The organism is Synergistes jonesii, assembly GCF_000712295.1.
GTDB classification, from domain to species: Bacteria; Synergistota; Synergistia; order Synergistales; family Synergistaceae; genus Synergistes; species Synergistes jonesii.
In genome coordinates, this window is the sequence record NZ_JMKI01000002.1 from 1 (window position 1) to 12,860 (window position 12,860).

At 58.5% G+C, this 12,860-nt stretch carries 13 protein-coding genes; all 13 read right to left on the reverse strand.

Annotated features, from left to right (window positions below; all coding sequences use genetic code 11):
- Positions 1–305 (reverse strand): hypothetical protein (locus EH55_RS14630; protein WP_236617051.1); only part of this gene is annotated, 305 nt, incomplete at its 3' end.
- A 215-nt stretch (positions 306–520) separates the two neighbouring features.
- Entirely contained in the window at positions 521–778 is a 258-nt protein-coding gene (locus EH55_RS00015) for a hypothetical protein (RefSeq protein WP_037973899.1), read from the reverse strand.
- Positions 775–1,137: a hypothetical protein gene (locus tag EH55_RS00020; protein ID WP_037973902.1), complete on the reverse strand. Its 363-nt coding sequence runs from the start codon at positions 1,135–1,137 to the stop codon at positions 775–777. Before EH55_RS00020 ends, EH55_RS00015 begins: the two co-directional genes overlap by 4 nt.
- A 6-nt stretch (positions 1,138–1,143) precedes the next feature.
- Positions 1,144–1,521, reverse strand: coding sequence for a D-Ala-D-Ala carboxypeptidase family metallohydrolase (locus tag EH55_RS00025; RefSeq protein WP_037973903.1), 378 nt, complete (start codon positions 1,519–1,521; stop codon positions 1,144–1,146).
- Positions 1,522–1,524: 3 nt separating this feature from the next.
- Entirely contained in the window at positions 1,525–2,064 is a 540-nt protein-coding gene (locus EH55_RS00030; RefSeq protein WP_037973906.1) for a lytic transglycosylase domain-containing protein, read from the reverse strand.
- Between the two features lie 10 nt (positions 2,065–2,074).
- Entirely contained in the window at positions 2,075–2,293 is a 219-nt protein-coding gene (locus tag EH55_RS00035; RefSeq protein ID WP_037973908.1) for a hypothetical protein, read from the reverse strand.
- A gap of 18 nt (positions 2,294–2,311) precedes the next feature.
- Positions 2,312–3,295: a hypothetical protein gene (locus tag EH55_RS13175; protein WP_051682486.1), complete on the reverse strand. Its 984-nt coding sequence runs from the start codon at positions 3,293–3,295 to the stop codon at positions 2,312–2,314.
- Between the two features lie 34 nt (positions 3,296–3,329).
- A complete protein-coding gene (locus EH55_RS00045) occupies positions 3,330–4,700 on the reverse strand; it encodes a hypothetical protein (RefSeq protein WP_037973910.1) in 1,371 nt (456 codons plus the stop codon).
- A 26-nt stretch (positions 4,701–4,726) separates the two neighbouring features.
- Positions 4,727–5,947: a hypothetical protein gene (locus tag EH55_RS00050; RefSeq protein WP_037973913.1), complete on the reverse strand. Its 1,221-nt coding sequence runs from the start codon at positions 5,945–5,947 to the stop codon at positions 4,727–4,729.
- A 198-nt stretch (positions 5,948–6,145) separates the two neighbouring features.
- A complete protein-coding gene (locus EH55_RS00055) occupies positions 6,146–6,421 on the reverse strand; it encodes a type II toxin-antitoxin system RelE/ParE family toxin (protein WP_037973915.1) in 276 nt (91 codons plus the stop codon).
- Positions 6,418–6,684, reverse strand: coding sequence for a type II toxin-antitoxin system RelB/DinJ family antitoxin (locus EH55_RS00060; RefSeq protein ID WP_037973916.1), 267 nt, complete (start codon positions 6,682–6,684; stop codon positions 6,418–6,420). Before EH55_RS00060 ends, EH55_RS00055 begins: the two co-directional genes overlap by 4 nt.
- A gap of 1 nt (position 6,685) precedes the next feature.
- A complete protein-coding gene (locus tag EH55_RS00065) occupies positions 6,686–11,050 on the reverse strand; it encodes a hypothetical protein (RefSeq protein WP_037973919.1) in 4,365 nt (1,454 codons plus the stop codon).
- Between the two features lie 170 nt (positions 11,051–11,220).
- Entirely contained in the window at positions 11,221–12,606 is a 1,386-nt protein-coding gene (locus EH55_RS00070; protein WP_037973920.1) for a radical SAM protein, read from the reverse strand.
- Positions 12,607–12,860 lie beyond the last annotated feature (254 nt).

Sequence of the window (12,860 nt, forward strand, 5' to 3'; positions counted from 1 at the left end):
CACGCTTCGCGCTYCCGCATCCTGGCGGCCTCCAGGGCCGCAATGTCGGCGCTGACGGTATCGACTATCCTGTCCTGTGAAGATACATACCTCCTGAGAGCTCCTATCTCCGCCGCCTGAGACTCCAGCATCTCCACAGTGTCGCGCCCGTCGGCGAGCGGAACGACATACGCCTCATCTGTCAGCAGATATCCCTTCGGCCGCAGTTCTATCTTCCCTGTATCGCCCCAGCAGGTCGTTCCAGCGGACAGCGACGTCAGAATCATCAAGCCGGCCGACATCGCGCCTAATAACATTTTTCGCACTTTCAACCACCTCCGGCAATCTATTTCTCTCACTTTGGGCCTTCTCAATAACGCTTTTCAGCCTTTCGGCGGCGTCGTCAACGGCGGCCGTCTCCACAGGCGGCCGCGTCGTTCCGTCTACGCCGTAGATCCGCGCCTGCCCCCACCGCCACAGATACCACCCGGCGGCCGCCAGCAAAACCGCCGCCGCGAGCAGCGCCCACCGGCGCCGGCCGTCAGAGACCGCCCTCATTTTCATCGTCCGCGCGTCTTTTAGGGCGCGCCGGCCTTCGCACGGCTTCATAGCCCGACTTGCCGGCCGCCGCCGCGAAGACGACCCCGCCGAAATAAATGCCCAGCTCCTTGGCGTTCGGGGGAATATCTTTCGTAAACAGCCAAGCGGCGACGAAAACCAGCAGATTCACCGCCCACGTCAGAATCGCGATCGGCTTAGTCCACGGCAATCCGTTCAGATAAACAAAAACCCTGTTCATTCGACGCCCCTCTTTCCTTCGTCCTTACAGCCCTTGCAGGCTTTGTCGTCCAGCCCCAGCCTCCCGTCGATCACGCGCCTTACCCACGGCCGTCCGGCCGAGACGGCGACATAGACCGCCGCCAGCCTCCCGGCCTCGCCCACGCCTAACTCGCACAGCCCCAGATAGACGGCCGCCCCGAGCGTGACGTCCGAAACATGGCCGACGATGAAGCGGTTCCACATAAACTTATCCTTCAGCCAGTGCTTGCTCAGGAAATCCACCGAAGACGTGATACAGGCGGCGATCAGCCCCGGCATCACGAGCAGGAAAATAGCCTTGAGCGAATCGAACGCGTCCTTTACCTCCTGCTGGCTCACCTCACCTCACCGCCCCCTGTAATCCCAGCGCGCGCGCCTGCCGCGCACGTCCACGTGGATCCCCCAGTCGTACAGGCCTATGCCGCCTTTGTCGAACTCTGGGATCATAGCGGCGAACTTAGCAAATTCCTTCGGCGAAAGCTTCGGGCAGTAAATATCGGCGGCTATGCCCTCCAGATGCCGGCTGTTCCGCACGCCGCCGACGCGCCTGTTGTGCCGGACGCATCTGACCGCCGAATTGATGATGATGGGGACGCCGATCAGATCCCTCAGCGCCTGTAAAGCCGTCACCAGCTTCATGTCGATCGGCGCCGCGTCGCAATCTTTCCTTCCGCACCTACAGCGGAACTCCTTCCGCGAGAAATCCTTCGTTAGGTCTCCCAACGCCTACGCCTCTTTCAAGCGCCCTTCATACAGCCGCCACAGCGCGCAGACGTTCCGCGCGTAAGCGCTCCCGCTCCCAGCGCCATTGAAGCGGCCGGCGGCGGCGCGCACGATCGCGGCGTCGATCCCCCCGCCCGCTCCGAGCGCCAGGCGCACCGCATCATTGTGGCGCGCAAGCTCCTTGCGGAGCAGCACGCCCAAATGCGCCGCGCCGAAGCGCACATTCTGATCCGGATCAAGCAGCGCCGCGACAGGGTCCTTCCTGGCCGCAGTCCCCATATAGCCCCAGGCCAGCGGCAGCATCAGCTGCATAAGCCCGTAGCTCGTGGCCACATCCTCGAGGGACAAGCCGCATGCATGGGCTATCTCGCGGCAGCGCGCCTCATACCTTTCCATATACTCCGGCTCGTGCCGCGTTGCCTCTGGGCCCCCGCCCGACTCCTGCTCGATCACCGCCAAAATCAAAGCCGGCGGACATCCAGTCTGCCGGCCCCACTTCTCCGCAAGCTCCCGCCAGCGGAAGACCTTCATATCGGCTTCCATTTCGCCCTTATTACCCGTCCAGCTCCGCTTCCAGCGCCCGTATCTCTTCGCGTATCGCCTCGCGCGCGGCGTGGAACGCCGCAATATCGAACGGCGGGTTGAGTCCGGCGGCCACGTACTCGTTATACTTGGCTATCTTCCAGTCGCCCGTTTCTGAGGCGTTGCTCGTGAGGCTGAGCTTCAGCCTATAAATCTCGTTTTCTATTTCGTCCCATGTTCTTTCGCTCATAATCTTTCTCCTTTTCGGCTATCCGAGTAAAATTTGTAGACACAGGTTGGAAGCGCTCTCTGCAGAGCCGTGCGCCGAGAGGCCGTAACCGGTGCAGCGGGCGAAGCGCGTCGTAGAAACGACGTCTCTCAGCCAAGTACCGTTTACTACCTGTCTGAAATTGATAAAATTGAACAGCGGCAACCTTTGATTGGCGTCTAAAACATCCGCTCCAGAAGAACCGAATATCTTTGTGCCGAATAGTTCTACCTCGCTCAGCAGCGTCGCTCGGACGTCATAGACATCGTAAGCGCTCGCCGCCCCCATCATGGTCGGCAGTCCTGCCGCCACTGCGTTTGTATCGACGGCGTTGCTCAGCCAGCGCCTGTCCGTCAGCAGATGAGTGCCGAGCACCGAGTCGAGCCTTGATACCCTGTCGGGTATCGTCGTAGTCCACATTTGCGAGCCTGCATAGCCGCCTGCCGTCGTATTTGTTCCGTTCATCGGTGCCGTCCCCAAAGCGCCCTTCGGCAGCATGACGAGATGGTGTGCGGCCATCGGCGTATCGCCGTATAGATATCGCGTGTCAAATCCGGCGATCGTCCAGTTGAGGTTGTACGTGCCGTCCTCTATCTTGAAATAATCGCCGAGAAACAGGTTTTTGAACCTGCCCGCGCCGACCTCGTGTTCGGTGAGGAAAGCCTCCATATCGTTTACCGACCTCACCGTTACGCCCAGATTCTTGCCGCGGTAAATTCCGTTGCGGTTCATGGGATAGATATAAGAGAACCTCTCAACTATGGAGGTGACGGCATTTATGCTGTCAGGTGAAACGCCGAACTTCATCAGGTTGTTGTAGACATTGACGCCGTCTCCGATGAAATACTCCGTGCTGCCCGCATAGTTGCGGTCTTTTGTGATGCACAGCACTCCCTCGGGGACGATCGGATTGTTGGCCGTCCAGTTGGCGTGCGTGTCTCGCGTCGGCGCGGTCATAGCCGCAGTTCTTGTCGGTGTCGTCATTACATTGTTCCTCCTTAATGTGTTTTCTCTTGTTTTAATTACCGTCGGCGGCGACTTTCCGCAAGGTATCCAGAAATTTGTCGTGGTTCTGCAAAGCCGTCGCGGTGACCGCCTCATTCTGAATGGGGACTAAGATGTCAAATTCTCCTTCGGGGAGCGTTCCGGTCGAATAGCCTGAAAAGCGAAGCCAACCGTCTCTTTCCGTGTGCTTGAATATTTCACAGCGCAGATATTTGCCGCCGAGTACCGCGTCAGTCATACCTTCAAGTTGGAAGGCTATTTTGACGGTCTGATTTTTACATAGCAGCGCCCAGAAGGTCGCCAGATACGCATAAAACTCCGTCCTGTCGCTGAAGGCGATCGTCGTCACCGCGCCGCGTCTTAGAGGCAGGCGCGCCAAATAGGTCACCTGCGCCTTTTCCTGCGCCGACATATACCTATAGCTCACGACATCGTCGCCGACGTCTATTACCTTTACGCCTGCGTCGTCTACTCCCACCACCAATGCGACGTGTCCTATTTCGTTCCACAGCATTACGTTATCGGGGTGGTTGTCGTAGGATACGATATCGCCTGTTTTTACATTGCTCCACGCAGCGTTCGGCTTGTAAGAGCAACCGCGCTCGTGACAATAATAGGTTATGTCGTTCGCCGCTATACGATGCAGATTGAAAGCCGTGCCGTTATAATAATCGGCGCGGTCGGTCCAATCATAACCCCATGAGGCGTAACTGTTCACGCTGTTGCCGGCGTATACTGAAGCGTCAAAAAAAACGCCGCTGGTGACGAGGTCGACATAGCTGGAACAGTCTATCTGATACTTGCCCCCGGACAGCCCCAAGGCGACGACGTTGGTCGCGTTCGACCCGACATAGTCATTACCGTAATAAAACTTATCGTTGTTAAGGTAATAACTGAGCGCGCAGGCCAAAATACTGCCCTCGGTATATTCGTCGGCTCCCTGCATTATTGCGTCGCGCGTATTTGCCATCACGATCCCGCGGCACAGCTTTCTGGCGATCGCGCCGCTGGAAAGCAGTAGCACGTCGTCTTCGTCCCTGTAAAATGGCGGGTGGGTGTTGCTCTCGATGACGTAGACGCCGGCGTAATGGTCGCCTTTTATGCTGCGGCCCAAAAGCTGCACGGTCATACCGGCGGAAAGAGTTCTGTCTGCTTTCAGTTCCGCCGCCGTCGTGTAAACAAGCATCGTCCCCTGTTTGTTGTTCGTGCCGTCCGTGTTGAGCAGCATCCATTCGGCGTCTATCCACCGCGACGAAGAAGCGGCGACGCGGCAGATGTAGGAATTCGCGCCGTAGCGGACGACGTCGAGTCTTGAATACACTGTGCCTGCGACAAAATCGCCGCGAGGCACGGGCGCTATTCTGCGTTTATACGCTGTAGCCATGTTTTTTCACCTCCTTTACGAAACGTTTATGCTTCATAGCCGACGGTGACGGTGATGCATCCGTCTTCGTCCACATTCGAAATATCCGTTATGCTCGACCTCAAAGCGTTCAGGATGTCGGTTTTGAGCATGTACCAGCCATAGGGGAGGGCGGCGGCGCCGTCGTTGAGGCCCCCCTGCGCGTCAATACCGACGAACGACGACAGACAGCCGTCGTATACTGTGTCCGCCTCCATTTCGCTCCCGCCTCCGTCAAGGAAGGAGGTCAGATTGACGAAAACGCTCTCAAGATACGCGCCGTCCGAAACGGTTTCCACCGACAGCGCGGCGTCTTCGCCGTCCTGAATCAGCGAGACGTCGGCGATGCTGCTTCTGCCGTCGTAAAGCTGTATCATCACGTAGTCCGTGAGTTGCAGGACGCCGTCTAAAATCCTGCCGAAACCCGTCATATCCGTATAACAGCCGCCGCCGTCCGTAATAAACGCCATGGAACTCAAAGACAAGACGTCTCGGCCGTCTTTGACGGCGATGGGGTCGAACAACATTCTGTAATCCCGGAGATTCGCGGCGATTTCGTCCGCTCTGGCCGCAGCGGTTTGCGCGTAAGAAGACAAGGCCTGCGCAAACCCTCCGGCCGCCGCGATACCCCCTTCAAGCCGTGTGAGAGCCGTCTCCGCCGCCGCCGCGCTCATCTCCGCCGACGTCTTCGCCCAAAGCGCCGCGTCGGCCGAACTTACGGCCGACGAAGCCGACCGCTGCGCCGCGTCGCGCGCCGAAAGCGCCTCCCCGTGCTTCTGCGCTATCTCCTCGTAGCGCTCGTGATTCTCCACCACCTGCGCCGCCAGCTCCTCTGCGGAAAGCGAATCGTCCACCGGCGCCGTGATGGCGCGCCCCGCGACTTCCGCCAGCTGCTGGATCTGGTACTCCAAATTGTCATAGGCGCCCTCCAGCGTCTCGGCCAAAAACTCACCGTCGTTCGGCAGCTTCGTACCCTGTGTGAAAGCCACCCAGCGCCGCAGCGTCAGCGTATACCCCGCAGGCAGAGCGTCCGCCGACGCGTCTGCAGGATAGATCAGCGTCTTCCCCGACACGCGGTACCCGCCGGTCAGCCGCTCCGGCGTACCGTCCGGAGCGGTAAGAAAAACCTGCATGTCGGCGGCCGAGGGTAGATCGAAAGGAAACGACCAGGTCCTCGAAAGGCCGTTCCCGACGCAGACGATCTTATTCGTCGCGCTCTCCACGCTCATGCGCGATTCCCCCTTTCAAGCAATCAAAAAAGCGCCCTCGCGAATGCGAAAGCGCTTGAAACTATATTTCGGGGGGAAGTCCGCCCCCCATACGGCCGCTCTTCTTTACCCCCTTCCCGTACTCAATAAAAAAGCCGCCCTAAGGACGGCGATTTCGTAAAATGCTATAAAAAAGAGGGGCTCAAAAGCCTCCCTTCGTCATAACTCGAAAACATCCGCATGCGACCCTGCAGCCGCTAAAAGCAAAAGCATATCCCCCTCTTTCGCGTAAACAAGCAGCCAGTCGGGGCGTATATGCAGCTCCCGAAAACCCTTCCACTCTCCGACAAGCGCGTGGTCCCTATACCTATCAGGCAGCGGAGCGTCGGCAACGAGTAGCGCGAGGATCTCGTCGTGAAGGGCGAGATTCGCGCCGCGCCGGATCATCCGCTTCAAATCTCGCTTATACCTCGAAGAATAGACGATCTCCCTCATCGTTCGACGCCCATGCTCTTGTACATCTCGGCAATATCCTTGCAGCGAGTGCCGCCGCCCGACAAAAGTTCATCCATCGCCGCCTTAGTCTCGGCGTTCGGCCTGGGGGCGGAAATCTCGAACGGAATACGCCATTCGCGCACCACCTTGCGCGCAAACAGATTTATAGCAACAGAAGAATTCATCCCCGCCTCCGCGCAAAAAGCGTCGAACTCCTTCTTCACCTCGCTGTCCATACGGACGCTCAAAGTAGTTTGGCCCATGTTATACACCTCCAATACATTGTATTGACAATATAACATATAATCCAAACAAAAGCCATAATTTCACATCACTTTTTTTCTCACTCCACCCCCCGCCCAGCGTAAGATACAGCCACGGTATAGACTCATCCTCGTTGAAATAGCGCAGGAAAGCTTCGGCTGCGCGGATCATCGCGCGGTTCGGCACCCCGAACCGGTAGCCGGCCAGAGTCGCGGCGGCCTCCGCCGCCTTGCCCCACTCCACATCCTCGCCCGACATCGCGCGCCCGCCCTGCTTATACGCCACCATGACCGCGCGTCCAACGCTGTCCAGCGCGCTCTGCACCGGTGACATCTTCACGCCGAACTTAAAATCCGCGTCGACGAAATTCCCCAGCTCGCGCGCCACCGGCACCGTCGAAAGCGGAGCCAAAAGCAGCCGTCCCGCCGTCCACTTCGCCCAGGCCCACATCGGATCGTCATCCTCCGCATCTGGGCCGGAGCCGCGCAGCAGCGCCTCCGCTATACTCTGCGCGATCAGCACATACAGCGTATAGCTCGCCAGATCCTTCGTCTTATTGAACAGCCCGTGTTCATACTTCACCTTGCGGATCGCTTCGTTCTGCATCTGGTACATAACGCGGAACCAGGAATAAAACATCGTCGCCATCTGCCCTATAGTCCCCGAGCGTTCGAACGTCGACAGGTCCGCGATAGTCGAAGCGCTCTGCGTCTGTCGGATCACGCTGTCGGCGTAAGCCACAGCCTTCTCCTCCGCGCCGTACTTCGCCAGACCCATCTTATAGCACTGCACCCAGCCCGGCGCGTTGCACATATTCTGCATAAACGGATAAATCGACAGCATCATATCCGCCGCCTTCGATATCCCGTGGTCGTTCGTCGTCCAATTCTGCCGCAGCTTCCGCACCTCGGAATTGCCGTTGTCCAGCTGCTCCCGCATAAAAGCCGAATGCTCCCGGCAGAAATCGAACGTCTCCTGCGGATGCGCCAGCCAGTCCATGATCGCCATCGCAGTATTCGCAAAGCCGATCCTGTGCGCCAGCGGGAAATACCCCAGAGGCTGCATCAGCGCGCCTCCCAGATTGGCGCCCAAAGCGAACATCGCGGTGTTGCTCTTGAGCCCCTGCACGAACCGGTCGCCGCTTCCTCGCGCGACCCCGTTATTCTTCGTATTCGCGGCGACGTCGTTCAGCCAGTGGTTGAAATTCCGCAGCCCCCTCTCGCCGAGCACCGACTTGATCACGCTGCGCACCGCGTCGCGGCGCAGTATCTTCCTTGCGTCGCGGACCGCCGGCGAAAGCTCGTAATCGTGAATCACATTGGCTACATGATTATCCAGCACTGTAAACGAAAGCAGGGGAGGGCGCCCCAGCACATTCTCCGCGCGCGCCTTCCTATGCCCGTTCTTGGCGAACCGCTGCGCGTGATCCAGCGGTGCCGTCGCCATCACCTCCTGCCTTTCGCTCTGCGCCGCCGCGCTCTCCGAATAGCGCAGATCGGTGACGATCGGATAATAGCCGCCGCGCAGCTCGCCGAACTTAGTCCGCAGCTTCTGAGCCTCCACCTTCTCAATCGTCGTCCCCGTCAGCAGCTCGTGCACCTTGCGTACCTTCGGCCACATCTCCTCCAGCAGGTCCCACACGCCCTGCACATACCGCCAGTCCTTTTCCGTCAGCTGATCCTTTATCCTCTCTATATCCTTGTCCGTCCAGCCCCAGCCGTCCTTCAGGCGCGCGATATTATCCGCGTTCCCCATATTGAAAGCCGCGCAGATGATATTCTCCTGCGTGAACAGGCTCATCCTTCCAGTCTGGACATAATAAGGCTTCCCCGTCTTCTCATCCGTCTCGCGCCGGTACTCCGGCACGCCGATATCCCGCTTCTTCATATCGGCCCTGAAATCGCCGCCGTACACCTTTAGCTTGAGGTCGCGGAAAGCGCCGAACACCCTGTTCAGCTCGGCGTACTCGCGGGAGACCGCCTCGCGTATCGGCCGGAAGACGAAATCCTGCATCGGCCCGAAATCTTCATATCCGTCAAGAGCTCTGCACATAGCCTCGGCAGTGTCCAGATCCGCGATGAAATCCGCCGCCAGTTTCGGGTCCTCCTTAGCGACCTCTACGACCGTCTTGCCGTGCACCTTCTTCTTGCCGTAATACCCCTGCGCGCGCGCGAGCACCTGCACGTCTATCCCCGCCAGATCCACATTCTTGGCGAGTGCGATAGTCTTATTTTCGTCGCGCCCCGCCTGCACCATATTCTGAGTCGCCTTATAAACCTCCTCCAGCTCATCCATCCTCAGCGACTCATACTTGTGCGACTCGGCGGCGGAAAGCATCCACTCAGGCACCAGCAGGGGAGTCCCGTCCTCCGCCTGCTCCTTGATAAATTCATCCAGCGGCTTCGCCTGCTCCGTCATATCCTCAGGCTTCAGCGCCAGCTTGTCCTTATTCTTCCTCCGTTCCAGGTCGAGCCGCGAAAGCATCGCGTCCAACTGCCGCAGATACTCCGGCGTCATCCCGAACGTCCGCTTCCGCCCGCGCCCTTGATACTCCGCCAGCTTCTTTCTGATATACTCGGCCCGTCCGCGCGCTTTATACATGGCCCGCACCATCTCATGCGCGTACAGCTCCTTGCGCTTCGCGCCCTTATAGCGCCCCTCGTCGCGCGCCCGCAGCGCCTTATCCGCCTCCGCGCGGCTCTCTTTCTCCACCTTCACCCAGCCCGAGACGTCGTAAAGCCTCTGCACCGTCATCGCGGTCACTGTGTTCCTGGTGGCGAGACGTGCGGCCCCCGCGGTCTCCTTCTTATTGACGCTCTTTTCTGTCTGCTTCTCAAGCGCCCTTTTCATGCGCGCGGCATTCTTGCGTTCGCGTTCCCGCTGTTTTCGCTCATCGAACTCCGCGCGCTGCCGCTCCGTCATCTTCTGGTACTTATCGCGCAGCGTCTCGGTGCGTTCCTCATACTGCGCCTTCAGCTTCTTCCTGAGTGCGGAAAGCTTTTCCCGCCCTTCCTTCTTTTCCTCCTGGGCTTCTGACCTGAGCTTATCCCGCAGCACCTTATACTCTGCCTTAAACTCCCGGATCGTCTCTTTGCGTGCTTCCGCTGCCGCTATCTCCACAGGCGACCGCACTGTGGAGTCCTTCATCAGCACCTTGAGCAGCGCTTCGTCAGACTCAAACGACACGCCCATACTGCTAAGCGCCTGCGCCGCCGTATCAAGGCCGAGCGCTGCGTCCTTCTTGAACAGCCCCGGGCCGGTCTTCTTTATAAGCTCCCTCGCCTGCTCCCTGCCTATGGCGGCTTCCACAGCTCGGTAAGAAAAACCGCCGTTTGCCCGTATCCAGGCCATCACGTTCTTCCTTGAGCGCGGATCTTCCCTTTCAGCTTTCGCAGCTTCGTCTGCCTCAAAGATATCGCGGAAAGCCTCGTGATAGGCTCTTGCTTCCTCGTCGTCCGCGAATTCAGGCTCCGCTTCGCTTTCCTCGGCTGCCTGCACTTCTTCGGACGCTGCCGCAAAATCCACTTCCGCTTCCGCGGCGATTCGCTCTCCTGTGTCGTTCGTTTCATAAAGAGCCGCCTCAGCCGCTGCGTCCATCGCCTCGAAAGACGCCGACTCATCCGCGAACTCATTCGCCATCGCCTCGCGCACCCGCGCGTCGATCTCAGAGCTTACGCTCCTGCGCCCCGCCACGGCGTCTATCATATCCTTCGCCGACTCAAAGCCCAGCGCTTTGGCCGCGACGGAAAGATCCGTCATGCCCTCTCCCGGCTTCTCCGCAAGCGTCCCCTCCGGCATCGCGGAAACCACATTCTCGCCGAACTCATCCAGCACCGCGTCCGCGGAAAGCCGCATCTCCGGGTTCTCCTCCATAACGGATATAGCCCGAAATCCCGCTTCCTCTACTACGGCGCGCGTGATCTCCGGCCGCAGCTCCTCCGCGCGATCCGCCATAGCCTTCCTGCGCTCCGGCGTCAGCTTCTCAAGCAAGTCGGAAAGCATATACTCCTTCGCCGCCTCGTATGGATCGTCGCCGAAATCCGGCGGGGCCCCCATGCTCTCAGCGTCTCCCTCCGGCAGGGCGGCCATAGCCGCGTCCATCTCCCGCTCCGCCTTCAGGCGCTCCACCGCTTCCTCCGTGGCCAGCATCCGGTCGAACACCTCGCGTATATCGTCCGACAGTTCCACGTCCAGCTCCGTCAGGCTCTTATAAATATCGCACAACCACTGCTTGAAGCGCCGGAAGACCGACAGCAGCTCCTTAGACGGCGCCCTGCCCTCTGCCAGATACTTCTCGAAGCCTCGCGCGAAATACTCCTGAGCCGCGCGGTCATACGCCCTCCCCGCTTCGGACCCCGTCTCCATGCCGGAAGCAAGCCACCGGCGGAACCCATCCGCCGAAAGCTCATCCTTCCCCTCCTTGACACCACTTGAATATAAAAACGCGGCCGTGGTTTACTGCGGGCCGCGTTTTTCTTATCCTTCTTCCTCTCGTCTGGCGGCCTCGCGCTACTGCCAGACGAGGCAAAATCTCGCTAAGATTTCTTCGCCATTTTGCCCGTCCTCTGGACCCCCCAGCGGTTGGGAAGCGACTGCCATATCTCGTCGGCTACGAGCGCCCACCTTTGCGCCGTAAAAACACAGCGGTTGCAGTAGTCGCAGGCCTTCTCGGGGCTCTTCAGGTCCGTGGAATGAGCTCCGGATTCCTCTACCATATCGGTAAGGCGTCCTGGGTTGTCCAGCACCGGACAGGGGCGCAGCATATTCTCATTGAATGGTTGATTCCTGCGATAGGCCATGAAGAGCGGCGACCTGAAACAGTCGAGCAGAGGCTTCTCTTTTATGTTGGAATCTGAATAGTGGATAAACGCGCAGGGCTCGACGTCGCCGTTCGCGTTGATGTGGCAGTAGCCGCGTCCGCCAGCGACGCATCCGCCGACGGCGTCGCCGTCGTTCCAGAAGTCCATAGTGAATATCGGCTTCGTGCTGCGGAATTTGTGGATTTGATCGAACATGAACTTGCGCTGTTCGGCGGAGACGAGAAGTTCCGGCACGGCGTCCGCACCGATAGGCATATATGTAAAGAGCCAGGCGAACTTTGCGCCCATATCTATCATCGCGTCAAAGTACTCCTCGCTACCTATGACCTCGACGTTCTTGCTCGTGTAGCAGCAGGAGATGCCAAATAGCAGTTTTCTGGCCTTCAGGCGCGCCATCGCTTCTATGACCTTGCGGTAAGTCCCTTCGCCGCGGCGCGAATCCGTCGCCTCTTCGAAGCCTTCGACGCTGAACGCGGGGACAAAGTTTTTGACGCGGAGCATCTCGTCGGCGAAGGCGTCGTCGATCAGCGTGCCGTTGGTGAACGCTAAGAAAGCGCAGTCGTTGTGCTTCTCGCAGAGACGGATGATGTCGGCCTTGCGCACGAGGGGCTCGCCTCCAGAGTAGAGGTAAACATAAATGCCGAGATCTTTTCCCTGTTTGATGATGCTGTCCAGCTGTTCGAAGCTGAGATCCAGCTTGTTGCCGTACTCCGCCGCCCAGCAGCCGATGCAGTGCAGATTGCACGCCGACGTAGGGTCGATCAGAATGGTCCAAGGGATGTTGCACTGATATTTATCCTGCAACTTCATCGTCTTAGGCGTGCCGATCAGTGTTCCGTTTATGATCGCGTTCGCCGCGAGTATCCTGCGCTGCCCGGCGTCGATGTCCGTCCAGAGGCTTTTCAGCAGTTTCGACCAGTTGCTGTTCGGGTCCGAGATCAGCTTTCTGACCCCCCTGGTCTCCAGCGTAACGGCGTTGCCATCCTTGTCATGCTTCTCCAACATATCCAGCAGCTTTGGAATGTTCGTCTCAGGATCTCTGTCCAGATAGCTGAAGAATTGTTTCATTGCAAATCCCTTCAGTGCTTCATAAGGATTCATAAAAATCTCCTTCCTTTCAAAAAAATTATCTATAAAGCCCAGCCATCGTATAAAACTCGCCTATCTTTTTAAGTTATTTTACAACAAAAGCCGATAAATGCGCTAAGCGAAGCCGCCTCGCAAGACATCTACGCACTTTTCGGCGGACACATTCCTTCACAAATTTCTATCCAGGCTTTTATCCGTCACCGCAACAAAAAGACGCAACGTTATGCACGCACATGTACCTTCGGCGCGGCAACGGTAACCGCCGG